The organism is Actinomadura sp. NTSP31, from assembly GCF_041951385.1.
In the GTDB taxonomy this organism is placed as follows: domain Bacteria; phylum Actinomycetota; class Actinomycetes; order Streptosporangiales; family Streptosporangiaceae; genus Spirillospora; species Spirillospora napierensis.
This window is the reverse complement of record NZ_JBGNUT010000003.1, coordinates 285,593-311,327: the sequence shown is the minus strand read 5'-3', so window position 1 is coordinate 311,327 and position 25,735 is coordinate 285,593. Positions and strand designations below refer to the sequence as shown.

At 69.1% G+C, this 25,735-nt stretch carries 27 protein-coding genes and 2 tRNA genes; 14 read left to right on the top strand and 15 right to left on the bottom strand.

The window, feature by feature from the left end; all coding sequences use genetic code 11:
- Positions 1-122 precede the first annotated feature (122 nt).
- From ACA514_RS06665 to ACA514_RS06650, 4 genes are all read left to right on the top strand, one after another.
- Complete coding sequence (locus tag ACA514_RS06665) at positions 123-1,016, top strand: IS982 family transposase (RefSeq protein ID WP_375040118.1); 894 nt, start codon at positions 123-125, stop codon at positions 1,014-1,016.
- 371 nt (positions 1,017-1,387) lie between these two features.
- Positions 1,388-1,765 carry a hypothetical protein gene (locus ACA514_RS06660; RefSeq protein ID WP_375040117.1) on the top strand — a complete coding sequence of 126 codons (378 nt, stop codon included), beginning with the start codon at positions 1,388-1,390 and terminating at the stop codon, positions 1,763-1,765.
- Positions 1,762-2,850: a hypothetical protein gene (locus tag ACA514_RS06655; protein ID WP_375040116.1), complete on the top strand. Its 1,089-nt coding sequence runs from the start codon at positions 1,762-1,764 to the stop codon at positions 2,848-2,850. The genes ACA514_RS06660 and ACA514_RS06655 overlap by 4 nt, the downstream gene beginning before the upstream one ends.
- Before the next feature lie 326 nt (positions 2,851-3,176).
- Positions 3,177-4,115, top strand: a complete 939-nt coding sequence (locus tag ACA514_RS06650; protein WP_375040115.1) for a hypothetical protein — start codon at positions 3,177-3,179, stop codon at positions 4,113-4,115.
- A gap of 154 nt (positions 4,116-4,269) precedes the next feature.
- Here the strand turns inward: ACA514_RS06650 and ACA514_RS06645 are convergent.
- Positions 4,270-4,342 (bottom strand) — tRNA-Arg (locus tag ACA514_RS06645).
- Between the two features lie 177 nt (positions 4,343-4,519).
- Between ACA514_RS06645 and ACA514_RS06640 the strand changes: the two genes are divergently transcribed.
- Together ACA514_RS06640 and ACA514_RS06635 are read left to right on the top strand one after the other, a co-directional pair.
- Complete coding sequence (locus ACA514_RS06640) at positions 4,520-4,966, top strand: hypothetical protein (protein WP_375040114.1); 447 nt, start codon at positions 4,520-4,522, stop codon at positions 4,964-4,966.
- 81 nt (positions 4,967-5,047) lie between these two features.
- Entirely contained in the window at positions 5,048-6,079 is a 1,032-nt protein-coding gene (locus ACA514_RS06635; protein ID WP_375040113.1) for a D-alanyl-D-alanine carboxypeptidase family protein, read from the top strand.
- A gap of 4 nt (positions 6,080-6,083) precedes the next feature.
- Here ACA514_RS06635 and mscL read toward each other — a convergent pair whose 3' ends face one another.
- From mscL to ACA514_RS06595, 8 genes are all read right to left on the bottom strand, one after another.
- Positions 6,084-6,494 carry a large conductance mechanosensitive channel protein MscL gene (gene mscL, locus ACA514_RS06630; RefSeq protein ID WP_375040112.1) on the bottom strand — a complete coding sequence of 137 codons (411 nt, stop codon included), beginning with the start codon at positions 6,492-6,494 and terminating at the stop codon, positions 6,084-6,086.
- Between the two features lie 244 nt (positions 6,495-6,738).
- A complete protein-coding gene (locus ACA514_RS06625; protein WP_375040111.1) occupies positions 6,739-7,356 on the bottom strand; it encodes an RcpC/CpaB family pilus assembly protein in 618 nt (205 codons plus the stop codon).
- Complete coding sequence (locus ACA514_RS06620; protein ID WP_375040110.1) at positions 7,353-8,171, bottom strand: S-methyl-5'-thioadenosine phosphorylase; 819 nt, start codon at positions 8,169-8,171, stop codon at positions 7,353-7,355. The genes ACA514_RS06625 and ACA514_RS06620 overlap by 4 nt, the downstream gene beginning before the upstream one ends.
- Before the next feature lie 130 nt (positions 8,172-8,301).
- Complete coding sequence (locus ACA514_RS06615; RefSeq protein WP_375040109.1) at positions 8,302-10,431, bottom strand: MMPL family transporter; 2,130 nt, start codon at positions 10,429-10,431, stop codon at positions 8,302-8,304.
- A gap of 251 nt (positions 10,432-10,682) precedes the next feature.
- Positions 10,683-11,042, bottom strand: coding sequence for an FmdB family zinc ribbon protein (locus ACA514_RS06610; RefSeq protein ID WP_375040108.1), 360 nt, complete (start codon positions 11,040-11,042; stop codon positions 10,683-10,685).
- A 158-nt stretch (positions 11,043-11,200) separates the two neighbouring features.
- The gene (locus ACA514_RS06605; RefSeq protein ID WP_375040107.1) at positions 11,201-12,688 is read right to left on the bottom strand and encodes a potassium/proton antiporter; all 1,488 of its coding nucleotides are present in this window, start codon (positions 12,686-12,688) and stop codon (positions 11,201-11,203) included.
- Positions 12,689-12,791: 103 nt separating this feature from the next.
- Entirely contained in the window at positions 12,792-13,781 is a 990-nt protein-coding gene (locus ACA514_RS06600) for a 2-hydroxyacid dehydrogenase (protein WP_375040106.1), read from the bottom strand.
- A gap of 221 nt (positions 13,782-14,002) precedes the next feature.
- Complete coding sequence (locus ACA514_RS06595; RefSeq protein WP_375040105.1) at positions 14,003-14,584, bottom strand: 5-formyltetrahydrofolate cyclo-ligase; 582 nt, start codon at positions 14,582-14,584, stop codon at positions 14,003-14,005.
- 33 nt (positions 14,585-14,617) lie between these two features.
- On the opposite strand from ACA514_RS06595, the gene galU reads away from it, so the two are divergent.
- The 4 genes from galU to ACA514_RS06575 are packed head-to-tail and all read left to right on the top strand — an operon-like array spanning position 14,618 to position 17,764.
- Positions 14,618-15,553 (top strand): UTP--glucose-1-phosphate uridylyltransferase GalU, encoded by a 936-nt coding sequence (gene galU, locus ACA514_RS06590; protein ID WP_375040104.1) that lies wholly within the window; start codon positions 14,618-14,620, stop codon positions 15,551-15,553.
- Between the two features lie 41 nt (positions 15,554-15,594).
- Complete coding sequence (gene glp, locus ACA514_RS06585; protein ID WP_375040103.1) at positions 15,595-16,800, top strand: gephyrin-like molybdotransferase Glp; 1,206 nt, start codon at positions 15,595-15,597, stop codon at positions 16,798-16,800.
- A gap of 5 nt (positions 16,801-16,805) precedes the next feature.
- On the top strand, positions 16,806-17,276 hold the full coding sequence (gene moaC, locus ACA514_RS06580; protein ID WP_375040102.1) for a cyclic pyranopterin monophosphate synthase MoaC: 471 nt from the start codon (positions 16,806-16,808) through the stop codon (positions 17,274-17,276).
- Positions 17,273-17,764: a molybdenum cofactor biosynthesis protein B gene (locus ACA514_RS06575; protein ID WP_375040101.1), complete on the top strand. Its 492-nt coding sequence runs from the start codon at positions 17,273-17,275 to the stop codon at positions 17,762-17,764. Before moaC ends, ACA514_RS06575 begins: the two co-directional genes overlap by 4 nt.
- Here ACA514_RS06575 and ACA514_RS06570 read toward each other — a convergent pair.
- Entirely contained in the window at positions 17,761-18,546 is a 786-nt protein-coding gene (locus ACA514_RS06570) for a DeoR/GlpR family DNA-binding transcription regulator (RefSeq protein WP_375040100.1), read from the bottom strand. The genes ACA514_RS06575 and ACA514_RS06570 overlap by 4 nt on opposite strands.
- Positions 18,547-18,683: 137 nt before the next feature.
- Here ACA514_RS06570 and nagA point away from each other — a divergent pair, with 137 nt between their 5' ends.
- The 4 genes from nagA (at position 18,684) to ACA514_RS06550 (ending at position 21,403) form a co-directional block, all read left to right on the top strand.
- A complete protein-coding gene (gene nagA, locus ACA514_RS06565) occupies positions 18,684-19,814 on the top strand; it encodes an N-acetylglucosamine-6-phosphate deacetylase (RefSeq protein ID WP_375040099.1) in 1,131 nt (376 codons plus the stop codon).
- Positions 19,815-19,890: 76 nt separating this feature from the next.
- A complete protein-coding gene (locus ACA514_RS06560; protein WP_375040285.1) occupies positions 19,891-20,511 on the top strand; it encodes a GNAT family N-acetyltransferase in 621 nt (206 codons plus the stop codon).
- Between the two features lie 224 nt (positions 20,512-20,735).
- The gene (locus ACA514_RS06555; protein ID WP_375040098.1) at positions 20,736-21,278 is read left to right on the top strand and encodes a hypothetical protein; all 543 of its coding nucleotides are present in this window, start codon (positions 20,736-20,738) and stop codon (positions 21,276-21,278) included.
- Between the two features lie 51 nt (positions 21,279-21,329).
- Positions 21,330-21,403: transfer RNA gene (locus ACA514_RS06550), tRNA-Ala, on the top strand.
- Positions 21,404-21,782: 379 nt separating this feature from the next.
- On the opposite strand, the gene ACA514_RS06545 is transcribed toward ACA514_RS06550, so the two are convergent.
- From ACA514_RS06545 to ACA514_RS06525, 5 genes are all read right to left on the bottom strand, one after another.
- Positions 21,783-22,220 (bottom strand): NUDIX domain-containing protein, encoded by a 438-nt coding sequence (locus ACA514_RS06545; RefSeq protein WP_375040097.1) that lies wholly within the window; start codon positions 22,218-22,220, stop codon positions 21,783-21,785.
- Positions 22,221-23,109: 889 nt separating this feature from the next.
- Positions 23,110-23,739, bottom strand: a complete 630-nt coding sequence (locus ACA514_RS06540; RefSeq protein ID WP_375040096.1) for a hypothetical protein — start codon at positions 23,737-23,739, stop codon at positions 23,110-23,112.
- Between the two features lie 240 nt (positions 23,740-23,979).
- Positions 23,980-24,798, bottom strand: coding sequence for a phosphotransferase (locus tag ACA514_RS06535; protein WP_375040095.1), 819 nt, complete (start codon positions 24,796-24,798; stop codon positions 23,980-23,982).
- Positions 24,799-24,819: 21 nt separating this feature from the next.
- Positions 24,820-25,293 (bottom strand): hypothetical protein, encoded by a 474-nt coding sequence (locus ACA514_RS06530; RefSeq protein ID WP_375040094.1) that lies wholly within the window; start codon positions 25,291-25,293, stop codon positions 24,820-24,822.
- 129 nt (positions 25,294-25,422) lie between these two features.
- Positions 25,423-25,656 (bottom strand): hypothetical protein, encoded by a 234-nt coding sequence (locus ACA514_RS06525; protein ID WP_375040093.1) that lies wholly within the window; start codon positions 25,654-25,656, stop codon positions 25,423-25,425.
- Positions 25,657-25,735 lie beyond the last annotated feature (79 nt).

Sequence of the window (25,735 nt, the reverse complement as noted above, 5' to 3'; positions counted from 1 at the left end):
GATTCGAACCTGCGGCACCCGCTTTAGGAGTCAGGTGGTCACCGCAATCTCGCCATGCCAACTAGACGAGTAGTTCCGAAGTTCGGGCTTGTAGACGCGGCGAGGGTGTTCAAGATCCGTTTGTGACGACAGACCTGAACACCCTCTTGACCGCACTGTACGTGAAGATCGATGACGAGATCGGATGTCGGCGATGGCTGGGCAGGCCGCCGCTGTTGAGCGACTCCGAGCTGGTCTGCCTGGCGGTGGCCCAGGCCCTGCTGGGCTGCACCTCCGAAGCCCGGTGGTTGCGGTTCGCCCGCGCTCATCTGGCCGGCATGTTCCCCTACCTGCCCAAGCGGCCCGGCTACAACAAGCGACTGCGGTCGGCGTTGCCGCTGGTCAAACGAGTCATCCGGCTGCTGGCGGTCGACACCGACTTCTGGCTGGACGATGTCTGGATCGCCGACTCCACCCCGGTGGAGTGCGGCCGCTCCCGCCCCACCACCCAGCGCTCCAACCTGGCCGGCTGGGCGAGCTACGGCTACTGCCGCTCGCACTCACGCTGGTTCTGGGGGCTGCGCCTGTATCTGATCTGCACTCCGGCGGGCATGCCGATCACCTGGGCGCTGGCCAACCCCAAACTCGACGAACGCCAGGTGGTGGCAGCGATGCTGGACGTCGACCCCGGCCTGGCAGCCGAGCGGCCCGGCGTACTGCTGATCGCCGACAAGGGCTTCAGGGCCCGCTGGTTCGAACACGACCTTCACCTTCGCGGTGTCCAGCTACTACGGCCATCGATGCGCAGCGAACCAGCCCGAGCCGGAGAGCATCTGCTCAAGCCGGTCCACCAGCTCATCGAGTCGGTCAACGACACCCTCAAAGGCCAACTCGACCTGGAACGACACGGCGGACGCACCTTCGAGGGCGTGGCCATACGGGTCGCCCAGCGCATCCTGGCCATGACCGCAGCAATCTGGCACAACCACCGCACCAGCCAACCCATCACCCGGTCACTGACCGCCTTCGACCACTGAACACATCGGAACTACTCGTCTAGCTGCGCAAACTCCCAGCCAACGACCTCGCCGAGGATACCCATGGGACCGCATTGGGAACGATCAAGCACTCACACCGATCGCTACGCCGCCCTTCTCATCTATCTCGGACTCCAGTAAACGTCCGTGTCTGGCGCTCAGGTGCGGCTCCTGGCTTGGCGTCGAGGCCGACAGCGCCAGTCAGGATGTGGACAGGACGACTTCAGTGCTTCGTCGGGTTGAGACTAGGATGCCCGTTGACCGACCATGATGAGCCCGACGCAGGTTCGCCCTCGACATGGCGATCTGGGGGCAACGTGGCCACGACTGTTCCAGGCGCCCAAACCGGGCACAAGCACTAGGCTGACCGAGTGCCCGATGAGCTGCGCATCGTCGTCACGGGAAGCGCCGACTTACCCGAGCAATCACGCAAAGCGCTTTCTGACGCCCTCACCAAGCACGGGCAAGATCTGGTGGACGAGGCGGGTCGACTGGCAGCAGCGCAGCACTCCGGTTCCGGTGATCCGATGGTGACGCCGGGCATGGTGACTGACGTCGCCGTTTGGCTGAGGCGGGGCTATATACAACAGAAGCGCACTACGCGTGTAATAATTGCAGAAGCTGTCATCATGTTAGCCACCTTTATTGGAGGCATTTTCATTAACAATGTCACCAAGCCCTGGGGGGCGGTTGGCATGGTGATCTGCGGCGCCCTTGCCTTGTTCTGCTTCCATTGGAGAGAGCGGTGAGCAACGAGCCGGAAGAGTTCAACCCAGCTGCGGAACCAAGACTTAATCCAGACGCCGAATCGTTCTTGGCGAAATCGCTCGATGACGTACGCCAAGACATCATTCGACTGGCAGCGCGGTCGCAGGCCGCGCGCCCGACTCCCCCCTCTGAAGTCACGGTCAGCGAAGTGAAGGATGCTCTTAACGAGCTGGGACTTGCCACTGCGGAGCTAGACAGACCATTTCGGCCAGGTCTTATATCGTGGTTTGGGATTTCCGGGCTCATTCTTGTCGTAGTGGGCGCGGTGCTCGCTGCCGTGAGCCTAAACAGCTGGACAACCATTACAGCTACCGCGATAAGCCTTATCGGTGCGTCAGGGGCATATTGGTCTATATGGACTGCGCGTAGGGTACTGAGGCGCGCTGAACCCGCCGATCGGGCGGTAGATGAAGTAAAAGTCCTCCAAGGCTGGGCTGCTTTAGAACGAGCAATGAAGGAGCGTATTGGTGAACTGCCAGAAGGTCGCTCCAGCCTTTCCTATGTGATTCAGAAATATGCCGAGACAGCCCAGCTTTCCAATGATGATATGGAAGAGTTGCGCAGTATTCTCAGGGTGCGCAACGAAGCAGCGCACTCTCCGATAGGGTTTTCAACCAGCAACTCAACTATTCAGACTGCACTAGCGGCGCTTGACCGCCAATTGGAAAGGGTTGTCGAGCATATTACGCCACAAACTTTTGAGCGCGTGGTGCTGGCTAACCTCCAGATTATTTTTCCTCAGGCAACCACTCGAAGTGAACCTGATTTCGACGTAGATGCCTACCTGCACCTATCAAAGGCGATGACCGTTGGAATTGTTGTCAAATATCATCGCCAAGAACTCAACTCTTCGACACTTCGCAAGTGGGTTGCAGGTTTCGGTGACAGAATTTTTCCGGTGCTGGTTATAACTAATGGCAAACTTCCTCAGGGTGAAGCTTTTGTGGCGGTAGACTCAGAAGATACTCATGCTTGCATCGCAAGTTGGCGAGGATCAAGGGACAATCCACGTTTGCAAATGGCGATTGAGTCGCTAGTGCAGCGATACCAAGGTTCTGTCGAGTGAACCAGTAGCGGTGCAACGCGTGTGTGTCCACCTGGCTCAACGCTGGCGTACCGGCCCCCCAGGTCGCCGAGTGGGCAGGCCACAGTGTGGAGGTGCTGCTCAGGACCTACGCGAAGTGCATCGCTGGGCAGGACGAGGCCGCCAAGCGCCGTATCTCTGATGCCCTGAAGGGCAATTGATCTGGGCGCACCGGGATGCCCCCGGCTGATCCTGTCGGGGGCATCCCGGCGATATGTGAACCTTCTCCCTTGTTGGGAGGTTTTCGGTATTGAGGTTGCATGTCGGGATGGTTGAAGTGCTGCGATCAAGGTTTAGAGTCTTGTGCGATGGGAGGGGAAGTGTCTAAGAAATTTGCTGAGCTACACGTGGATGCCCTGGAGTGGGTAAGTGATCATGCCGGCGAGCGCTCTACCGGGTATGTGGATCTAACTCCGTTCGCCGAAGATCACGGAATGGATGGTCAAGGAGCTTTCGCTTTACTGCGCTTCTGTGTCGAACGGGGCTCGCTGGATGACGAGCAGAGGTCTCTGGGCAACCCAGAAGCGCGCCTTACCCCGGAGGGGGCGGGCTTGGTGGAAGCTCGGCAACGCGCGCGTGCCGACCCAGTGCTGAGAGCTGCCGCAGCTCGCCGTGGCGTGCTCACCTGGCTCTGGAGGCAGAAGCACGAAGGCGTGCACATGCCTGTCGTTCAAGGTGTCCTGATTGCGGCCGAGTCCATGTTCGAGGGCGAGCGTCTGCAGTTGGACGAGATCGACCGTGCGTCTGCGTATCTCAAAAGCAAGGGCTTGATCGAAGGTGTGGGCGCATGGGGTCGCGAGGGGCTGCTCCGAGCACACACCACCGCGGAAGGGGATGACTGCGCCGAACACTATGGGGGAGATGTGAGTGAGTACGAACGGCGCCATGACCAGGCGAGTGGCCCGGTTTTCCACATCGGGAACAACTCTGGCAATATTGCCGCGAACAGTCGCGACTTCACGATGAACGCCTCAACGGTCAATGGTGTTGATCCTGCGGCGATCGTGATGTTCGCACGAGCCGTGCGCCAAGCTGCACCGGTGTTGGGCCTGCCTGAGACGGAGGCCGAGGAGTTGTTGGAGACGGCCGACCGCTTGGAGTCCGAAGCAGGGGACGGTGATCCGGACCCCACCCGCGTCCAGCGCTGGGGAGGAACTGCCATTGGAATCCTCAACTCTCCGGTGGTCAGTGGCGCTCTGGGAAGCGTCCTGGCGTCCTATGGGCTGACCGTCCTGCCCGGAGTGTAGGGACGGTGGCGTTCGCCAAGCGGGTTCTGGCGCGGGACCGTATCGGGACCAGGTGACCGCAGCGCGCCGCGCACGGCTGCATGCAACCGCACATAGCAGAGAGCCCCTGACCGGCGTTGGCTGGTCAGGGGCTTGTTCTTGCTGGTGATCAGGGCGCCCCCGGCAGGATTCGAACCTGCGGCACCCGCTTTAGGAGAGCGGTGCTCTATCCCCTGAGCTACGGAGGCGTGTCGTCGCTTGCCGGAAGAGCGTAGCGGACGGCACCTACAGGGTACGGGAAGGGGCGTACTGGGCGCTCCCCGTTATGGGGGGCGGGAGAGCCCGGGAGAGTGCCAGAGGGCCGCGGGAGACGGGGTGCGCGCGCTCTAGGCCCGGTGGGGCCGGTGTGGGTACGCTTCGGTGCCGTGACGGGTCGGCATCGCGGGCAGCCGAAGGACCGGGAGACCGGGGAGACCGAAGAGGCCGCGGAGGAGCGCGCGCCTCGGCGGAGGCGGATCTCGGTGATCGCGGGGGCCTTCCTGCTGCCCGTCGTGCTGGCGACCGTGGTGGCGCTCTCGCTGCGCGAGGAGCCGGTGGACGGGCCGGGCGGCGCGGTGACGCCGACGCCGACGCCGAAGGCCGTGCAGGCCTCGCCGTCGGGCGAGCCGACGTTCGGGCAGTACGTTCCGCCGGCGAGCCGGCCGCAGGCCGAGACGAAGGCGCCCCAGCGGGCCGCCGAGCCGTCGGCGGCGCCGACGAGGAGGCCGTCGCCGTCGCCGACGCGGCCGCCGGAGACGCGGCCGACCTGCCCGTGGTCGGACGTGCCGTTCCTCGATCAATGGTGCCATCGCCATCGTCACATGGGCCGCTGAGGCGGTTACGCCCGGTTCACCGATGAACCTGTAGTAGCGTTCTGCCGCTGTTCGCATTCGGGCATCAGGAGGAAAACCACCGTGCCGAACCCCCGGTCGGCTGCGCTGGCCGCGGCCGTCCTGGTGATGGCGACGCTCGTGCCGCAGGGTGCCGGCAGGGCGGCCGAAGGCGGGGACGACGTGAAGTCGCTGCGCGAGGCCGCCGCGAAGGCCCGTGACGAACTCGAGTCGGCCACCAAGGAGATGGAAGGCCGCCAGAAGGACCTCGCGGCCTCGCAGAGCAAGCTGAAGGCGACGCTGAAGGACCTCGCGGACGCCGAGGCGCAGCTCAACGGGATCCGCCAGCCGCTGGCGCGGCTGGCGAACTCCTCCTACCAGCAGCCCGGCGCCGCCGGGTCGATGGCGGTGTTCGGCGGCGGGAACCCGGAGGAGGCGCTGCGCGCCACCGCGGACGTGAGCATGCTCGCCAAGTCGCAGCAGGAGCTTGTGGACCGTGCCGATGCGCTGCAGCGGCGCAAGCAGCAGCTCGCGTCCACCGCGCAGGACCTGCAGTCGCGCAGCGCGATCGCGCAGACGCGCGTGCAGCAGGACATCGACGGGCTCAAGCGGCGGTCCGCTCAGCTGACCGACCAGCTGAACGCGATGCTCAAGAAGCTGCCGGCGGGCAAGCGGCTGGAGCTCGGGTGCGACAAGAGCCTCGCCGCCGACGCCAAGAAGTTCCCCAACGGGCTGATCCCGCAGAAGTACCTGTGCCCGCTGCCGCAGAAGGGCCGTGAGCTGCGCGCGGACGCGGCGCTGGCCTTCTACAAGCTGAACGCCGCGTACAAGGCCCATTTCGGACGCGACATGTGCCTGACGGACTCCTACCGGAGCCTGGCCGAGCAGCAGTCGGTGTACGCGAGGCGGCCGGGCTTCGCGGCCGTGCCCGGCACCAGCAACCACGGCAAGGGCCAGGCCATCGACGTCTGCGGCGGGGTGCAGAACCAGGGCTCGGTGCAGTTCAACTGGCTGAAGGCCAACTCGAAGAAGTACGGGTGGTTCCACCCGGCGTGGGCCTACAGCAACCCGTTCGAGCCCTGGCACTGGGAGTACGGCACCGAGAGCCAGTACTGACGCGTCAGGGCGCCTCCACCCGCGGGACGATCTCGGAGGTGCAGAACCGGCAGCGCCGCGCCTTGATCGGGATGTCGGCGAGGCATTCGGGGCACTCGCGCTCGGTGGCCTCCTTCCCGCGGTCCATCCGCTCGATCAGCTTCGTGGTCGGCAGCACGACGAGGAAGTACACGACCGCCGAGGTGATGATGAAGGCGATCGCCGAGGTGACGAAGATCCCGTACGGGAACCTGGTGCCGTCGATCGTCACCGCCAGGCGGGTGTAGTCGGGCTTGCCGCCGAGCAGCGCGATCAGCGGGGTGATGAAGGAGTTCGCGAAGTCCTTGACCAGCGAGGCGAACGCGGCGCCGACGACGAACGCGACGGCGAGTTCGACGAGGTTTCCGCGGAAGAGGAATTTCTTGAATCCGCCCATGTGTGCTCCCGGGGGGTCGGTGAGGCGCGTCCCGTCGGACGGCCTCCTGCGAGGATCGGCTCTGGGCGCGCGGGGGAGGGGCGCGGCCGGTCCACGCCGTGTTTGCCCTGATAGGACGGTTTCGTAACTCCCGCATGCGCAATGTCACCCGTGCTCCGTCCGGTGGTGCCGGACCGGAACGGCTACGGATGGTAATGAAAGCTCACGCCTTGCGCCAAGTCGGTGCCGTCCGGCGCCGGGGCGTTCAGGAGCAGGTGATGGTGATGGAGAGGGCGGAGCCCGCGCCGGCGAGGGCCTGGGCCTGCGCGCGGTCGGTCGCGAGGACCACGAGGGCGCCCTCCTGGCCGCTCTCGTCGTGCCGGCGGGGGACGGTCACCACGGGGACGCCGGACACGACCACGCGGGCCTCGCCCCACCGGTCGTCCTCGCGGGGCATGTCGGGGCCGGCGGACGGCGGGCCGGCCAGCACGTCGACGCGGTCGCCGGAGTGCAGGAGGCGGGCGCTGGCGGCGTCGGCGATCCGGACGGGCGCGGCGACCGTGCCGGGGCCGTAGCCGCGCAGGAGGCCGTCGCCGACCAGGCGGGCGTCGGTGAGCGGCTCGCCCCGCCGCATCGGCCCGGCGAGGACGCGCCCGGCCGCGCCGGAGCGCACCGCGCCCGCCGGGACGGCCGGGGGCGGCAGGTCGAGGGCGCGCAGGTCGGAGGTGCCGAGCGCGGTGCCGGCGGGCAGGTCGCGGGCCGCCGCCAGGACGCGGACGGACGCCGCCGGGCCTGGCCGCAGCGCGGTGAGGGCCAGGCCCGCGGCGGCCGCGGCGAACAGCGCCGCGAGCGGCCGCCGCAGCCGGGCCGCGCGTGCGTTCACGGCAACTCCAGGGGCAGTCGCATGCCGTCCAGGACCGCGGGGCAGGCGCAGCCGCGGTCGGCGGGCAGCGCCTTGACCACGTCGGCGACCACGTCGCGGAGCCGGCCGATGTTCTCGCCGAACACCCGGAGCACCTCGTCCATCGTGACGCCCTCGCCCTCCTCGATGCCGGCGTCGAGGTCGGTGACGAGGCAGAGCGGGGTGTAGCAGAGGGCCAGCTCGCGGGCGAGCACGGCCTCGGGGTGGCCGGTCATCCCGACGAGGGTCCAGCCCTGGCCCGCGAACCAGCGGGACTCGGCCCGGGTGGAGAAGCGGGGGCCCTCGATGACGACGAGCGTGCCGCCGTCGACGGGCGGCCATCCGGCGGCGTGCGCGGCGTCGACCGCGGTGCGCCGGCCGACCGGGCAGTACGGGTCGGAGAAGGAGACGTGGATCGCGGCGCCCTCGTCGTAGTAGGTCTGCGCGCGCCCGGACGTCCGGTCGACGAGCTGGTCGGGGACGGCGAGCGTGCCGGGCCCGAGGTCGGGGGTCAGGGAGCCGACCGCGCTGGGCGCGAGGACCTGCCGGACGCCCAGCGACCGCAGCGCCCACAGGTTGGCCCGGTAGGGGATCTTGTGGGGCGGGAAGCGGTGGTCGCGGCCGTGCCGGGGGACGAACGCGACGCGGCGCCCGGCGAGCTCGCCGACGGCGATGGCGTCGCTCGGCGGGCCGTAGGGGGTGTCGACGCGCACCTCCTCGACGTCGTCGAGGAAGGAGTAGAAGCCGGAACCGCCGATGACCGCGATCTCGGCCGTGGGCTGCGAGTTGGTGGACATGCCGCCGACACTAACCAGCGCCGGGCGCCCGCGGCGGATCGGCCGCCGATTGTGGATAACTTCATGATCGGCGGACGCGGCGGAGGGGCCCGGCGCTCGCCGGACCCCTCCCGGTCCCGTCCGCCCGGCGTCAGCCGACCCGGTCGAGGACCCTGGACCGGCCCGAGGACGTCTCGCTCCCGGCGAGCCGGCCCGGCGCCCAGATCCGCCGTCCGAGGTCGTGCGACAGGGCGGGAAGCAGCAGCGACCGGACGATCAGCGTGTCGAACAGGACGCCGAACGCGACCACGAAGCCCATCTCCACCATGGACACCAGCGGCAGCGTCGCCATCGCGCCGAACGTGGCCGCCAGCACCACGCCCGCCGACGTGATGACCCCGCCGGTGACGGTGAGGCCGCGCTGGATGCCGCGCCGCGTGCCGAGGACCTGCGACTCCTCCCGCACCCGGTGCATGAGGAAGATGTTGTAGTCGACCCCGAGCGCCACCAGGAACGTGAACGCCTGCAGGGGGAACCCGGTGTCGGTGCCCTCGAAGCCGAAGCCGTGCCGGAAGATGAGGGCGCACGCGCCGAGCGAGGCCAGGAACGACAGGACGACGGTGCCCATCATCAGCAGCGGCGCCACCAGCGCGCGCAGCAGCAGGACAAGGATGACGAAGATGACGCCCAGCACGATCGGGAAGATGACCTTGTTGTCGCGTGCGGAGGCCCGCTTGGTGTCCAGGGACGTGGCGGTGGTGCCGCCCACCTTCGCGTCCGCGGACGGGACGGCGTGCACCGCGTCCCGGAGCCGGTCGATGGTCTGCTCGGCCGCCTTGCTGTCCGCAGGGGCCCGCAGGGTCGCCTCGTACATGACGCGCCCGTTGGCGTGGGCGGGCGGGCCGACCTGGGCGACACCCGCGGTGTGCTCCGCCGCTGCGGCGACTTGGGGCGCTGCGGACGCCTTCGCTATGACGACGGCCGGGGACCCGGAACCGGCGGGGTAGTGCCGGGCGACGGCCTCCTGCCCGGCGATCGAGTCGGGGCGTCCGGTGAACTGCCCGGCGTTGGAGAGACCGTCGGCCTTGAGCGAACCTAGGCCGAAGGTAAGGCCGACGAGGAGGACCCCGGTGGTCAGCCAGAGCACGCGTGAGCGCCGGGCCACGAGTGCCGCCACGCGCGACCAGATACCGTGCTCGGCCTCGTACGCCTCCGGCTCCAGGTACTTGGCGTCGTAGCGCGGGACGAGCGGCCAGAACACCCAGCGGCCGAAGATGACGAGGAGGGCCGGCAGGAGGGTGACCATCGCGCCGAGCGCGGTGAGGACACCGGCAGCGGCGACCGGGCCCAGCCCGGCGGTGGAGTTCAGGTCGGCGAGCAGCAGGCACAGCAGGCCGACGGCGACGGTGGCGGCGGACGCGATGACGGCGGGCGCGGCGCGGCGCAGCGCGAACGCCATGGCCTCGTGCCGGTCCTCGTGCCGGTGCAGTTCCTCGCGGTAGCGGGCGACGAGCAGGAGGGCGTAGTCGGTGGCGACGCCGAACACCAGCACGGTCATGATGCCGGAGCTCATCCCGTTGACGGTCAGGTCGGCGTACCTGGCCAGCAGGTACACCACCGACTGGGCGAGCCCCAGGGCGAAGACGGCGCTGAGCACCGGGATGAACCACAGCATCGGGCTGCGGTAGATGATCAGCAGCAGGACGATCACGACGATGCCGGCGGCCATCAGCAGGAACCCGTCGAGGCTCTGGAACACGCCGAACTGGTCGGAGCCGGCGCCCGCGGGCCCGGTGACGTGCGCGGACAGCCCCGGCGGGGCCCGCTTGACGATGTCGCGGGCCTGGTCGACGGCGTCGGTCACGTCGTCGCTGTTGATCGGGACGAGGGTCTCCAGAGCCCGGCCGTCCTCGGCCGGGATCGGGCCCCGCGCCTTCTCGGCACCGGGGAGGCGCTCGAAGGCGGCCACGTTTGCGGCGGCCTTCGCGCGGTCGGCGGCGGTGATCCCGCCGGGACGCTCGTAGACGATGACGGCGAGCATCGTCTCGTCCTTCTGGAAGGCGTCCTGCAGCTTGACGACCTGGGTGGACTCCGCGCTGGCGGGCAGCCAGGACGCCGCGTCGTTCTTCTCCACGTCGGCGAGCCGTCCGGCGAGCGGGCCGAGGGCGACCAGCAGCACGACCCAGATGGCCAGGACGGCCCATTTGCCGCGGCGGCCGGCGATCAGCCCGGCGAGCCGGCGGGCCGGTGTGCTGGGGGGAGCCTGGCTCTGTGCGCGCATGGTCGATCTCCTGAGAGTGTCCGGCGAAGTCGCGATATGACGCGACTACTTGCTCTCAACTAGAGTCTCTCGGTACAAGAGAGAAAGCAAGTTATATCGCGAAATCTCGGGGACGCCTCAGGGTCCGGCTCGGGGTAGCCCCAGGGATCGGCTCAGGGGGCGAGCCCAGAAAATGACGAAGGCCGGAGGAGACCCTGCGCGGGTTCCTCCGGCCTCGGTGAAGCGCGGTGGTGCCGGGACGTGCCCGGAGGTCAGGCCACCTTCTCGGACGAAGACGACTTCGACGAGGAGCTGGAAGACGACGACGAGGAGTCGCTCGACGACGAGGACGACGACGAGTCGGACTTGCCGGAGTCACTGCCCGACGAGCCGTTCGACCCGTTGCCGTTGGACCCGTTGGACGAGCTCCCCACGGTCGAGGACGACTTGCTGGAGCCGCGGCTGTCGGTGCGGTAGAAGCCCGACCCCTTGAAGATGATCCCCGCGGCGGAGAAGACCTTGCGGAGTTTGCCGCTGCACGCCGGGCATTCGGTCAGCGCGTCGTCGCTGAACTTCTGCACGATCTCCAGAGGCTCGCCGCACTCGGTGCAAACGTACTGATACGTCGGCACGGTTCCTCCTCGCTGACTCAGCCCGGAGCCGTCCCGGACTGGCACTCACTCTAGATGACTGCTAATGGTACCCATGGCTGCAACAGGATTCACCGCGGGTCTGTTCCCGAGCGCCGTGAGCCTTCTGTGGCAGGGCCGTACGGAACCCCGGCCACGGCCTACACGCCCGTCTCGCCGAACCAGCCTGCCAGCTTCCCGCGGCGGCTGATGGCGCGCAGCCGGCGCTCCGTGGTCTCGCGCACGGTGTCGGTGGTCACGACCAGCAGGGTGTCGCCGTGCTGCAGGGGCGTGGTGGGTTCGGGTACGAAGCTCGATCCGTCTCTTACGACGAGGGTGATGGACGCCCCGGCGGGCAATCGGAGCTCGAAGATCTCCACCCCGCTCAACATGGAGTCGGGCGGGATGCGGACTTCGAGGAGGTCCGCATGGAGCTCCTCCAGTGGCGCGGCCTCGACGTCCAGTTCGCGGGTCTCCTCATCGCTCTTCAGCCGGCACCAGCGGGCGACCAGCGGCAGCGTGGGGCCCTGCAAGAGGGTGAACACCACGACGATGTTGAAGACGATGGAGAAGAGGCGATCGGCGCTCGGGACGTCCTTCACCATCGGGATGGTGGCCAGGACGATGGGGACGGCTCCGCGTAGCCCCGCCCATGAGGCGAACACCTTCTCGCCCCACGACAGCTTGAATCCGATAGAGGACAGCACGACCGAGATGGGGCGCGCTACGAGCAGCAGGACGAACCCGATGACGAGTGCCGGGACGATCTGGCCGGGCAATGCGCTGGGGGAGGCCAGCAAGCCCAGCATCACGAAGAGCCCGATCTGGGCCAGCCATCCGATGCCTTCGGCGAAGCCCCTCGTGGCCGGACGATGCGGCAGGCGGGCATTGCCGAGCACTAGCGCGCTCACATAGACCGCCAGGAAGCCGCTCGCATGCAGCAGCGTGGCGGCGCCGTAGGAGCCGACGGACAGCGACAACACGGCGATCGGGTAGAGGCCGGAGGCCGGGAGGGCGACGCGGCGCAGCGCCTGCGCCCCGAGCCAGCCGATCGCGAAGCCGAGCAGGCCGCCCGCGATCAGCTCGTACACCATCACGCCGAAGAGCTCGGCCAGGTTGGGGGCACCGCCGTGCTTGGCGCTGAGCGTCACCACGATGATGACGACGGGCGCGTCGTTGAAGCCGGACTCGGCCTCCAGCAGCCCGGTCAGCCGGGACGGCAGCGGCAGCCGGCGCAGCACCGAGAACACGGCGGCGGCGTCGGTGGGCGCGAGCACGGCGGCCAGCAGGAACGCCGGGCGCCAGTCCATGCCGATCAGCCACATGGCGGCGAGCGCCACCACCACGATGCTGATCAGTGTGCCGATGGTGGACACGCTGAGCGCTGCGGGCACGGACGGCCGCACATGGCGCCAGTTGGTGGTGAGACCGCCCTCGGCGAGGATCAGGACGAGGGCGGCGAGGCCGAGCGTCTCGGCCAGTTCGGCATTGTCGAAGTCGATGTGGAGGGGACCGGACTCGCCGATGAGAAGGCCGAGGCCCATGTACGCCAGGAGGGTCGGCAGGCCGGCCTTGTGCGACAGCCGGACCGCGACGATGGCGCTGAGTACGAGCACGGCCCCGAGGAGTAGCCAGATGTCGAGATGCACATCCCACCCTTCGGGGTCGTCAAAGTTGAACTTTTAGCAATACTACAGAATCATGCGTCAAATGCACATTTGCGGTTGATGAACTGGACGTCTGGAACGTCCGTTATCTCCGTCTGACCTGCGGATCCACTCCGTTGACGACGTTCTGCACCGCGTGTCCCTGGACGGCCCGCGTGACGTTGTCCAGCAGCATCGTCACGATGTTCCGCTGCGACTGCGTCGTCCCGCCCGCGGCGTGCGGGGACAGCAGGACGTTCTCGTGCGCGCGCAGGGGGTGGTCGGCCCGTGGCGGCTCTTCGTCGAAGACGTCCAGGGCCGCGCCGGCGAGACGTCCCGACTCCAGCGCGGCGAGCACGGCGTCGTCGGGCGCGATGCCGCCGCGCGCCACGTTCACCAGCAGCGCCTTGTCGGGGAGTAGGGCGAGACGTTCCGGGCCTATGAGGCCGCGTGTCTCGTCGGTGAGCGGTAGCGCGAGGACCAGGATGTCCGAAGTGGCGAGCAGATCGTCCAGTTCCCTGTACGTCACCGAAGCCGATGCACGCGGGTGCCGCGTCCAGTAGGAGACCTCACAGCCGAGCACCTGGAACAGGCGCGCCGCCTCTGCGCCTATGGCCCCGAAGCCAACGACCCCCACGCGCTGTGTGTGGATCTCCCTCGTCCCGCGCGCCAGCACTTCCGTCTGCGGCCATTCGCCCGCGCGCACATGCCGGTCACCCCAGACGAGATGGCGGCATAGCGCGAACGCGGCGCCGACAGCCCATTCGGCCACTCCGCGCGCGTTGGCACCGGCGGTGTTGGCCAGCGGTACACCGGCCTCCGCGAGAGAGGCACCGTCGATGCTGTCGGTCCCCACGGCGGGCATCTGGACGAACGCCAGATGCGGCGCGGCGGCGACGGCCTCGGCGTCCAGTCTCAGCTGCGCGCTGAAGTCGCCGATGACCAGTTCCGCCTCCGGGAGCGCCGCGAGGAGCCCGTCGCGGTCCCTGGTCTGCGGGAACGTCACCTCCACGGCGTCGCCGAACGAGCCGAACAGGCCGCGCACGAGATCCTCGCCGAGCGGGGGTAGGGAAAGGATTCGCCAGGGCGCCGTCATCTCGAACCTCCCGGTGAGCCTTGCGTCCGACCGCGGTTCCCCCCGAATCCGCGATCTTGCCGATACTCACCCTATGCGGCCGTCCGATACTGGCCATCACGCCAGGTCCTGCTAACCGCCGGGCCAGATCTGCGGGCCGGCCGGATACGCCATCCGCGCCTCGGCCGACCCCGCCAGGCCGGTCGGCCGCCCGCCCCGGCGCGCGAGGGCCGCCCGGACCCTCAGGCGAAGCGCACCAGCCCCTCGGCCGGCGTCGCCGCCGCGCGCACCCGCCGGTCATGCGGCTCCGACGGCACCTCGTCCACGAGCTCGGCGTCGTACACCAGCCCGACCGTCAGGATCGCGGGCCCCACGCGGGCGAGCGCCCGGTCGTACGAGCCGCCCCCGCGGCCCAGCCGCATCCCCGACCGGTCGACCGCGACCGCGGGCACCAGGACGACGTCCGCGCTGGCCACGGCCCCGGTTCCGCGCGGCGGCTCGGTCGGCTCCAGGCATCCGCGCGGGCCCGGCGCCAGCGAGTCGGGGCCCTCGTAGGAGGCCCAGTCGAGGTCGCCGTCCGGCAGCAGGCGGGGCAGCAGCACGTACGTGCCGCGCTTCCACAGCGCGAACAGCAGGCTGCGGGTGTCCGGTTCGGTGTCGATGGAGGCGTAGGCGGCGATCGTCCCCGCCATCTCGATCTCGGGCACGGACAGCAGCGCGTCGCGCAGCGACCGGCCCGCCGCGGTGCGCGCCTCTGGAGTCATGATCGCACGCCTTTCCAGGATCCCGGTGCGGAGGTCGGTCTTCGAAACGATGTCGTGCACGCTGTTGTCCTCGCGGATGACTAGGGTCTTTCCATGGTCGACATTGCACCCGTACTCAAGGCCGTGGTTCCGGCGGCGGGCCTCGGTACCCGATTCTTGCCCGCCACGAAGGCGACGCCAAAGGAAATGCTGCCCGTCGTCGACAAACCGGCGATCCAGTACGTCGTCGAGGAGGCGGTCGACGCCGGCCTCAGCGACGTGCTCATGATCACCGGGCGCAGCAAGCGGTCCATCGAGGACCACTTCGACCGGGCCTACGAGCTGGAGGAGGCCCTCAACGCCAAGGGCGACAGCGAGCGGCTGGCGGCCATCCGCGAGTCCGCCGACCTGGCGACCATGCACTACGTCCGGCAGGGCGAGCCGCGCGGCCTCGGCCACGCGGTGCACTGCGCCCGCCAGCACGTGGGCGACGAGCCGTTCGCGGTGCTGCTCGGCGACGACATGATCGACGCCCGCGACAAGCTGCTGCAGCGGATGATCGAGGTGCGCGGCCAGTACGGCGGCAGCGTGGTGGCGCTGATGGAGGTGGAGCCCGACCAGGTCTCCGCCTACGGCTGCGCGGCCATCGAGCCCACCGGCGAGGACGACGTCGTGCGCATCTCCGACCTGGTCGAGAAGCCCGCGCCCGAGGAGGCGCCGAGCAACTGGATCATCATCGGCCGGTACGTCTGCGACCCCGCGGTGTTCGACGTGCTGGAGAAGACCCCGCCCGGCCGCGGCGGCGAGATCCAGCTGACCGACGCGCTGCGCACCCTCGCCGACATGCCGCCGGAGAACGGCGGCGGCGTCTACGGGGTGAAGTTCCGGGGCCGCCGCTACGACACCGGCAACAAGCTCGAGTACCTGCGGACCGTCGTGCAGTTCGCCGCCGAGCGCCCCGACCTGGCGCCCGAGTTCATCCCGTGGCTCCGCGAGTTCGTCCAGGCCCATGACGCCGCGGACGGCGTGGGCGGCACCGGCGACGCGTGACGACCCGTCACACTGGGGCCCGGGGGGATCAGGCAATGGGCATGAGAACGGTCGATGAGCATCTGACGGAGATCCTCGGCAGCGTCGCCGCGCTGCCGCCGCTCGACCTGGCGCTGCTGGAGGCGCAGGGGACGGTGCTGGCCGAGCCCGTCTCCGCGCCGGTTCCGCTGCCGCCGTTCGACAACTCCGCGATGGACGGCTACGCCGTCGTCGCGGCGGACGTCGCGGGGGCCACCGAGGCGGAGCCGGTCACGCTGCCCGTGGTCGGCGACATCGTGGCCGGCGACCCGGCCGTCTCGGCGATCCGGACGGGGCTGACCGCCCGCATCATGACGGGCGCACCGCTGCCCGCCGGCGCCGACGCGGTCATCCCGGTGGAATGGACGGACGGCGGCGCCGCGACCGTCCGCATCACCCGTCCGGCACCGGTGGGCAACTACATCCGGCGCTCCGGCGAGGACGTCCTCGCCGGGCAGACGGTCGTGGAGGCCGGGACGAGGCTGGGCGCGAGGCAGCTCGGCATGGTCGCCGCCGTGGGGCACTCGCGCGTGGTCGTACGGCCGAGACCGCGCGTCGTGGTGGTCTCCACAGGGGACGAGCTGCAGGAGCCCGGCTCGCAGCTCGCTCCCGGGCAGATCTGGGAGTCCAACAGCTACATGCTCACCGCCGCCGTCGTGGAGGCGGGCGGAGTGGGCTACCGGCAGGCGACCGTCCACGACGAGCCCGCCAAGGTCATGGAGATGCTGGAGGACCAGCTCGCCCGGGCCGACGCCATCATCACCTCGGGCGGTGTGTCCATGGGCACCAGGGACGTGGTGAAGGAGGTGCTGTCCGGCACGGGGACGGTGGACTTCCACAAGGTGCGTATGCGGCCGGGTAAGCCGCAGGGGTTCGGCCTCCTGGAGGGCACGCCCGTCTTCACACTGCCGGGCAATCCCGTAAGCGCGTACGTCTCCTTCCAGGTTTTCGTGCGCCCCGCCTTGCGCGCCATGCAGGGGCTGCCACCCGAACCGTTCCCGGCGGTCAGCGCCGTCCTGGCGGAGGACGTCAAGTCGCCCGCCGGGCTGCGGCACTTCCTGCGCGGGCGGCTGTCGTTCAACCGCGGCCACTACACCGTCGCACCCGCCGAGACGCAGGGGTCCCACCAGCTCGGATCGCTCGCCATGGCGAACGCGCTGATGATGCTTCCCGAGGACGCCGAGGCGCTGCCCGCAGGTTCGCACGTCGAAGTCATGAGGTTGCCATGAGTGCCATGGGCACCGAGTTCTCCCACCTGGACGACAAGGGCGCGGCCCGGATGGTCGACGTGTCCGCCAAGGACGTGTCGGCCAGGACCGCGACCGCGACCGGGTTCGTCCGGCTCTCCGCCGAATGTGTCGGGTTGCTGCGCGCCGGCGACATGCCGAAGGGCGACGCGCTGTCGGTCGCCCGCATCGCCGGGATCATGGGGGCCAAGCGCGTCCCCGACCTGGTCCCGCTCTGCCACCCGATCGCGCTGCACGGCGTCACCGTCGAGTTGGAGATCCACGACGAGGGCGTGGCGATCAAGGCGGTGACCCGCACCGCCGACCGCACGGGCGTGGAGATGGAGGCGCTGACCTCGGTCTCCGTCGCCGCGCTGGCGCTGGTCGACATGGTCAAGGCGGTCGACCCCGCCGCCGTCGTCACCGACGTCCGGGTCGAGGAGAAGACCGGCGGCAAGACGGGCGTGTGGCGGCGATGATCAGGGCGATGGCGGTCACCGTCTCCAACCGCGCGGCGGCGGGCGTGTACGCCGACAAGTCGGGCCCGGTGCTGGTCGAGCTGCTGCAGGACCTCGGCTGCCAGGTGGACGGCCCGGTCGTCGTCCCGGACGGCGAGCCGGTCGCCGAGGTGCTGCGGGAGGCGGTCGCCGCGTCCTACGACGTCGTCGTGACCTCCGGCGGCACCGGCCTCACCCCGACCGACCGGACGCCCGAGATGACCAGGAAGGTCATCGAACGCGAGGTCCCGGGGATCGCCGAGACGATCCGCGCGGAGAGCCGCGGCGAGGTGCCCACCGCGATCCTGTCGCGCGGGATGGCCGGCCTCGCCGGGCGGACGCTGATCGTCAACCTGCCCGGCTCGACCGGCGGCGTCCGCGACGGCATGGCCGTCCTCGGCCGCGTCCTGGCGCACGCCGTCGACCAGATCGCCGGCGGCGACCACCCCCGCCCGGGCGGGGCGGCCTAGACCTGGACGACCCGGACGCCGGCCTCGGTGAAGGCCGCGACGTCGGCCGCCGCGACGGTGCCGTCGGTGACCAGCACGTCGATCCGGTGCGTCCCGCAGATCCGGGCGAACGCGCGGCGGCCGACCTTCGAGCCGTCCGCGACCACGACGACCTGGTCGGCGCGCTCGGCCATCAGCCGGTTGACGTTCGCCTCGCCCTCGTTGTGGCAGGTCGCGCCGTGCTCGACGGCCACCCCGTTGACGCCGAGGATCGCCACGTCCAGCGTCACGTGGTCGAAGATGCCGGTCGCCAGCGGCCCGGTCAGCTCGTAGGACTGCGGGCGCGGCACCCCGCCGGTCAGCACGATCTTCACGTGCGGCCGGACGGCCAGCTCGGCGCCGATGTTCAGTGCGTTCGTCACGATGGTGATCGCCGGTGCGCCGCCCTCGGCGTGCAGGTCGGCGCGGGTGGCCAGCACCCGGGCCACCTCGGAGGTCGTGGTGCCGCCGTTCAGCCCGATGATCGAGCCCGGCGTGGCCAGCTCGGCGGTCGCGGCGGCGATGCGCTGCTTCTCGGTCGCGTTCCGCGCGGTCTTGTAGCGCAGCGGGAGGTCGTAGCTGACGCTCTGCGCGACCGCGCCGCCGCGCGTGCGGGTGAGCATCTGCTGCTGCGCGAGCTGGTCGAAGTCGCGGCGGATCGTCGCTGCGGACACCGCCATCCGGGCCGCCGCCTCCTCGACGCTCAGCCGCCCGGCGTCCGCGAGCAGTTCCAGCAGCGCGTTCCAGCGTTCGTGGCGTGTCACCCCGGCCCCTTCCGGTACGCGGGCGGCCGCGCGGGACGGCTCCGGCCTGGATTCTAGCGATGCGCCACTATGGTCTTTCCTGTTCAGATTTGCTATTGAACAAGCACTAACACGCAGACTGCTGCAAAGGAGAGCCCATGGCGGAGCGCGTCGGCGGGCACACCGGGACGCTGACGAACGCCCGGATCGTCCTGCCGGACGGCGTCACGTCCGGCGCCCTGCACATCGACGGCGGGCTGATCGCCGAGTCGTCCACCGGGGAGACGGTCGACCTCGACGGCCGGTACGTGGTCCCCGGCTTCGTGGACATGCACGTCCACGGCGGCGCGGGCGCCTCCTACCAGTCCGGACGCGCCGAGGAGGCGCGGCGGGCCGCCCTGTTCCACCTCGCGCACGGGACGACCACCACGATCGCGAGCCTCGTCACCGGCACGTCCGACGAGCTGGCGAACGCCGTCACCGCCCTCGCCGACCTCGCCGCCGAAGGGCTCATCGCCGGCGTCCACCTCGAAGGCCCCTACCTCGCCCGCGACCGCTGCGGCGCGCACGACCCCGCCCTCCTGCGCGACCCCGACCGCGCCGAGTTCGCCCGGCTCGTCCGCCTCGGCGCCGGCCACGTCCGCATGATCACCCTCGCACCCGAGCTGCCCGGCGCGCTGGACCTCGTCCGGGACGCCGCGGACGCCGGCGTCATCGCGGCCGTCGGGCACACCGACGCGCCCGGCGACACGGCCCGCGCCGCGTTCGACGCCGGCGCGACCGTCGCGACCCACCTGTTCAACGCCATGCGCCCGCTGCACCACCGCGAGGGCGGCCCGGTCGCCGCCGCGCTGAACGACCCGCGCGTCACCGCCGAACTGATCAACGACGGCGTGCACGTGGAGGCCGCCGTCGCCCGGCTGGCCCTCGCGGCCGCCCCCGGCCGCGTCGCCCTGATCACCGACGCGATGGCGGCCGCCGGCATGGGCGACGGCGACTACCGGCTCGGCGTCATGGACGTCCAGGTCCGCGACGGCCGCGCCACCCTCGCCGGCGGGGCGTCCATCGCCGGGAGCACGATCACGATGGCGGACGCGTTCCGCCGGGCCGTCACCCGCCTCGGCACGCCGATCGAGGAGGCCGCCGCCGCCGCGTCGCTCGTCCCGGCCCGCGCGCTCGGCCTCGGCTCTCGCGTCGGCTCGCTGGAAGCCGGCAAGGACGCCGACCTCGTCGTCCTCAACGACGACATGTCCGTACACCGCGTCATGAAAGGCGGCCGCTGGTCGTAAGGCGCCGGGTCGATTTCTCGGCCACAATTGATGGCGTCCGCAGGTGCTACCAGGGAATCATGGAACCGTGGAACGATTGCGGGGATGGCCGGTCATCCTCACCGAGGGCCCCGTCGGGCTGCGCCCGCTCCGGCACCGGGACGCCGCCGTCTGGCGTGAGCTGCGGGTACGCAACGCCGACTGGCTGCGCCCCTGGGAGCCCACCAATCCCGAGACGCCGCTGTTCCGCAGCGGCCTCGGCCCCTACCTCAGCATGGTGCACACCATGCGCCGCGAGGCGCGCCAGGGCCTCGCACTGCCCTGGGTCGTCACCCACGAGGACCGCTTCGCCGGCCAGCTGACCATCGGCGCGATCGTCTGGGGCTCGGCCCGCTCCGCCCAGATCGGCTACTGGGTCGACAAGCAGGTCGCCGGCCGCGGCGTCATTCCCACCGCGGTCGCCCTCGCCGTCGACCACTGTTTCTTCACCGTCGGCCTGCACCGGCTCGAGGCGAATATCCGCCCGGAGAACGCCGCCAGCCGCCGCGTCGTCGAAAAGCTCGGATTCCGGGAAGAAGGAATTCGCCGCCGCCATCTGCACATCGACGGCGCCTGGCGCGACCACATCTGTTACGCCCTGACCGTCGAGGACGTGCCGGGCGGCCTGCGGGCCCGCTGGCTGGCCGAACGCAAACAGGCATTTCCCCGGCGCACTTGAGTCCACGGTGACTTTCGTCGCGTAAATATCCTGCGATCGAGAAGACTCGGCAAACGGAGAGTAACGGCGGCATCGATCTCGCGACACACCGCCCCTTATGCTCGTCAACCTCTGACACCGGCTCGTACCGTGCGGGGCGTGACCCTGCTCCCATTGCACGCCCGCGCGCCGAAAGTCGGCCCGCCGATTCAGCGTGCCCTGGGACGGCCCGAGGCGGTGACCGCGTGAGCAGCGCCGTCCTCTACCTCGCCATCGTCGTGGTCTGGGCCATCGTCCTGGTGCCCATGTGGCTGCGCCGCGACACCGAGAACACCGGCATCACCCGCCTCCTCCACAAGCGCGCCGACGAGCTGGAGGACGAGGAGGAGGAACCGGCGGAGGAGCCCGCGGAAGAAGAGGAGACGGCGCCCCAGCGCCGTCCCGCCACCCGCGCCACCGTCATCGCCCGGCGCCGTCGCCGCACGTCCGGCCTGACGGCCCTCCTGGTAACCGTCGTCGCGCTCGTCGCGTCCGGCCTGCTGCCCTGGTGGGCCACGCTGCCCCCGGCCCTGCTGCTGGCCGGCCACCTCGCCCTGCTGCGCGTCGCCGTCGGCATGGACGCCGCCCGCCACCGCGCCGAAGCCGAGCGCCGCGCCGCCGCGCGCGCCCGCGCCCTCGAGGCCCGCCGCGCCGACCAGGCCGCCGAACCCGCCGAGGTCATCGAACTCCTCGCCCCCGAGGAGGTCTTCGACCAGTACGCCGACGACCGCCGCGCGGTGGGCGAATGACCCGGGCGTGCGCGAGCACCCCCCGAAGTTTGCTAACCTTACGGAGTCCTTGGGGCTGTAGCGCAGTCCGGTAGCGCACCTCGTTCGCATCGAGGGGGTCAGGGGTTCAAATCCCCTCAGCTCCACCGAGAACACCCAGGTCAGAGGCCGGTTTAGGAGAGATCCTAAACCGGCCTTTGATCATTTGCCACCACGTTGCCACCAAGACCGCCTGACACCAGATGGCACGCCCCGGCCACCCAAGCCTCATCCCCACGCCCGCACCCTCGCCGCGCCGCTGCGCAAGATCAACGCCTGAGGGCGCACCTGCCCGCGCCATCTCCGGCCCACCGACCACTGGGCAACTCAGCCGCCGATAGGGGCCGGCGCAAGCATCTCTCGGGACAGGACAACGCCGAGCAGGCGCCGTGTCGGGTCGCAGGAGGTTGGCGACAGATCCGGCTCGGCGGGTGGGTGACACTCGGGCTAGATGATCTTTGGTTCTTCGTCTGAGGGCAGGGCGGTTTACTGCCGCTTGTCGGTCGGGGTGGTCCATCGGGGATCGATGCGACCCAGCCAGGCGTCTTGATCATCTGCCAGGGGCTGTTTCAGTGGTAGCGGTTGGAAACGGCAGGCGAAGGCCAGGTCGGCGTCGTCTCCATCGCCGCATACCGTGCGGTTCCACGCGTCTGTCGTGGTTGCTGGCGCTTGAAGATGGAAGTACGTGGTCCTGCGCGGCCGGTGGGTGTCGGGGTGTGGCTTGTTCTCCACGGCGATTTGCCCGACCACTGAGACGGTGCGCAGGCCGGTCTCTTCGAAGACCTCGCGCAAGACGGCTTGTTCGAGGTCCTCGCCGGGCTGGACGCCGCCGGCGGGGACCTGGGTGCCGGCTTGAGGCATACCGACGTGGTCGAAGACAAGGAGTTCGGGAGCGGCACGATGTCTGATCACGTAGGCGGCCACGCGGATTCCAGGTCGGGTCATACGAGCATTGTGCGTCCGTCGGAATCGCACTCGCGAAGCCGCGATGTGGTCGGCCGTGCCGGCTCCGGCTTGCGGGCACGTGCGCGCGGGCGGAGGGCTGGTCAGGGGACCTGTGGGGACCGTCCTGGACGTGGCTGATCTTGCTTGTAGACAGGTTCGGCCGAGACAATGGCGAGCCGGGGTGGGCGCGGCAGATAGGTCGCCTGCGGTGTGGGCCATTGATCGGCGCGAAGTCCGTGGTACGGCGGGGCCCATCCCGGCAGGTGGCGGGAGTAGAGGTCTCTCCAGTCGGCGGTGAAGTAACAGGGCAGTAGCCCACCGGTGTTAGGAATCGGCTCGGGGGCGGGACCGCGCGTGCTCAGCTGCTGGCGGACCTCCTCGGCGCGGTCGGTGTGACGGCGGCAGAACCAATGGGCTCGACACCACCCGGTGCGCGGGTCCTGTTCGATGATCTTGATGGTGGCGCGAGCTCCGCAGATCCTGACGTCTGGAGCGAATGCCTCGACCGGTCCTTCGGGCAGATGCACAACGCAGTCCGGCCGCAGTGGCCGCTGGCGAGGTTGGTATGGCCGCATCCTCGGTCCCTCGCAGGTTCCGGTCCGTTCCCGCACACTACGAGGTGGCTCATAGCGGGGTGCGTCGGCGGCCAAAAGAGTCGACAAGCGAGGCCGGCCATAGCGGTCCTGGCCAATGATCTCGGTCAAGACGTTCCAAAACTCGCGGTCCGCCGGATCTCGGAGATGATCGCCAGAGCGGTACCAGACCCATGCCATCGCGAGCGCCAACTCACGTGTACCGGGACTCAGTCGCTGGTCACGGTACAGCAGGGCGAGTAGGTGATCGTGTGCCTGGAGTCGTTCCGTATCACTCAGTCCGGCTTGGCGCCGGCGCCGGACACCATGATCTTCTCCAGCAAGATACGTTCCAGCCATTGCTCGACCCTTCTGCCTGCTGTCAGGTCTATTGGATCAGGCCGGGACAGCTCCGTCCGGATGACCCCCTCATGGTTGTCGTAGTGATACAGAAGAAACCACACTGTCCACTGCTGGTTCTCCTCCTGGATCGCCCGCGCCATCTCCTTGGCAAGCTCCACCTCGGGCATGTCCATGATCGACAGCTGCTCAGGATCCTGTCCGGCCGCCTGTACCGTAGCCTTGCCCCGCGGATACAGCGTCTTGGGTGAGTAGCGGTCGAACCCGGTGGCGCCGTCGGCGGTTGTGACGATAATTGCCACGCCCGTGGCGGGGTTGACTGCCAGCGGAAGGTTCTGTGGATCCTCTCGCCCCCAGCCCTTCTTACTTAGCGCTCCCCGCAGGACTCCGACGGTTCGCGCCCACCGAACCAAGCCGGATGCATTACGAGCATCGACCTCACTCCGGTACAAGGACGCCTGCTCATCGGCCTCACGCAAGGCCTCATTGATATCACTGGCCCCAAGGCCGAGTTCATCGAGCCGTCTATGCGCATCCTGGCCTTTGTGAATCTTGCATACGCTCATTGGTAACCTCCGCCTACCGCCCCTAGTACATCGTCAGCTGGGCCGAGCATCCGGACAAGAGTGGCGGAAGTGACAATCACCCTCTTAGCCCTTGCTGTGTGGCGCTGTTCCCTGCGGGTTCACTACAACAGCGAGGCTCTTACCAGGACCAGTAGCCGGACGTAGGCGTGTGCAGGACCTGCGGCGCAGACATGTCCAGACCTGGCCGTGCCGTTCGGTCTGGCACGTGATCAGCGGAGTTCAGCTGGAAGAAGCGTGGGTGCGCCGGTGTGACGCCCAGCTCTGCGCTGCCGTCGCGTGGTCGAGTGCCCAGGGCTCGTTGTTGGTGGCGAGGTTGGCTTGCCATTTGTCGGCGAAGGCGCGGGTGAACAGGTCGATGGTGGCTGGGGCGGTGGTCGTCCAGGCGGGGAACTGTGAGGCCCAGTTTTCGGCTTCCGTCGGGGTGTGGCCGGCTTTCAGCAGCCAGGGGATGAGTAGCGCCATCTCGAGAAAGGCGGCGCCGCGTCCGGCGAACGTCCAGTCGACCACGTAGGCGGTGTCGTTAACGCCGAGTAGGACGTTGGCGGGATTGAGGTCGGCGTGCAGCAGGGTGTTGCCGGCCAGCGCGGACATGTCGCCCATCGATTCCCAGCGGCGCTCGATGCGCTTGCGTTCCAGCACGTCGGGGAGCGGGTGTGCCTGCAGGCTGTCGATGATCTTGGTGAGGGTGCCCAGGTCGGGCGAGCCGGGGGTGTAGTCGGCGTGCCGGCCTTGGACGTGTTCGAAGGCGAGGAGGAGCCACCCCCCCGCCTCCACGGTCCAGTGGAGGCGGGGGGCGTACTGGGTGACGTGGGGGTTGATCGCGGCTTCCCAGCGCAGCGACCGGACTTCCGGGCCGTCGGTGTCCGGTGCGGTCTTGCGTGCGGCCTTGACGAACAGCCGGCCGTCCGCGGTGTGGATGGTCGCGGCGATGTCGGCGTGGTTGCCGGCGGGCGCGGGCTCGACCCGCTGGATGGGGCCGGTGTGCGCCGTGACTGCGCCGAGCACCTCGGGCGGCAGGTCGGACCAGTCGCTGCGCATGGATCGATCCCCGTGGTGGTGTCAGACGTTCATCGGTGGCTGCGCGCAGTTCTCCGGGCAGCAGGACTCGCCGTCCATCCACCATTCCAGATCGACGCGGTACCCGGTGGCGCGCATCGCCGCCAGGCCGCGCTCGGACGCCTGCCCGGACCGGATGTCCTCGTCCATGATCGGCAGGTGGTGCATGAACCGGGCCGCGACCATGTTGCACACGGCCGCGAAGGTGCGGGTGCGCATCATGGAGCGGTGCCAGATCTTGTCGACGGCGGGCGAGGGCGCGAACTTCACCCAGGCGCGGGTGTCGCCGCCGACTTCGGTCATGGTGTCTCCCCATGCCTTCATGAAGACGAGGAACTGCTCGACGCCGCGCTCGGCGTAGGGGCGGGTGACCTTGTCGAAGGTCACCACGTCGTTCACCATCTGGTCGAACAGTTCGGGTGTGACGAGGCCGCGTGGGTCTTTGGTGGCGACGGCCATGTCGGGAGCGAGGGTCATGTGCACCTCCGACGCGCGTTGTGGTTGGTTCTCTCGGCCCAGGCGCGCGTCTGTTGACCTGGGCCGGAGGGTTCTGGTGGGGGCGGGGCAAGCGCCCGGGATGCCGCCCTGCCTCGTGCCGCTCCCGGCTTACGGTGCGGGCTGCCGGAGAGCGGTGTCCGTTGGATTGGCGATCGGCCGAGGTGCGGCCTTGTCGGTGAACTGGTCGGAGATGCTTGGAGCTTCCGGACGCTGTTTGGGTTCACGTGTCTGAGCGCGGGCGGCGGCGCGCTCGGTGATGTTGCCGAGGTACTCGATCCGCTCGGGGATCTCACGCCTACCGAGCAGGTAGTACTGCGACTCGGGGACGACTTCCTGTTCCATGAGTCGCCGGTACGAACCCAGTGCACTGGCTAGGTATCGCGCATGGTCGGGATCAAGTGACACGACGTCTCCTGTTCGA

Bases quoted from the DNA above. Each gene is read 5' to 3' on its own strand.
- ACA514_RS06650 (WP_375040115.1), top strand. From the start codon at position 3,177: ATGGGAGGGGAAGTGTCTAAGAAATTTGCTGAGCTACACGTGGATGCC.
- mscL (WP_375040112.1), bottom strand. From the start codon at position 6,494: ATGGGCGGATTCAAGAAATTCCTCTTCCGCGGAAACCTCGTCGAACTC.
- ACA514_RS06620 (WP_375040110.1), bottom strand. From the start codon at position 8,171: ATGTCCACCAACTCGCAGCCCACGGCCGAGATCGCGGTCATCGGCGGT.
- ACA514_RS06615 (WP_375040109.1), bottom strand. From the start codon at position 10,431: ATGCGCGCACAGAGCCAGGCTCCCCCCAGCACACCGGCCCGCCGGCTC.
- ACA514_RS06600 (WP_375040106.1), bottom strand. From the start codon at position 13,781: ATGACGGCGCCCTGGCGAATCCTTTCCCTACCCCCGCTCGGCGAGGAT.
- galU (WP_375040104.1), top strand. From the start codon at position 14,618: ATGGTCGACATTGCACCCGTACTCAAGGCCGTGGTTCCGGCGGCGGGC.
- glp (WP_375040103.1), top strand. From the start codon at position 15,595: ATGAGAACGGTCGATGAGCATCTGACGGAGATCCTCGGCAGCGTCGCC.
- moaC (WP_375040102.1), top strand. From the start codon at position 16,806: ATGGGCACCGAGTTCTCCCACCTGGACGACAAGGGCGCGGCCCGGATG.
- ACA514_RS06575 (WP_375040101.1), top strand. From the start codon at position 17,273: ATGATCAGGGCGATGGCGGTCACCGTCTCCAACCGCGCGGCGGCGGGC.
- nagA (WP_375040099.1), top strand. From the start codon at position 18,684: ATGGCGGAGCGCGTCGGCGGGCACACCGGGACGCTGACGAACGCCCGG.
- ACA514_RS06540 (WP_375040096.1), bottom strand. From the start codon at position 23,739: ATGAGCGTATGCAAGATTCACAAAGGCCAGGATGCGCATAGACGGCTC.
- ACA514_RS06535 (WP_375040095.1), bottom strand. From the start codon at position 24,798: ATGCGCAGCGACTGGTCCGACCTGCCGCCCGAGGTGCTCGGCGCAGTC.
- ACA514_RS06530 (WP_375040094.1), bottom strand. From the start codon at position 25,293: ATGACCCTCGCTCCCGACATGGCCGTCGCCACCAAAGACCCACGCGGC.
- ACA514_RS06525 (WP_375040093.1), bottom strand. From the start codon at position 25,656: ATGGAACAGGAAGTCGTCCCCGAGTCGCAGTACTACCTGCTCGGTAGG.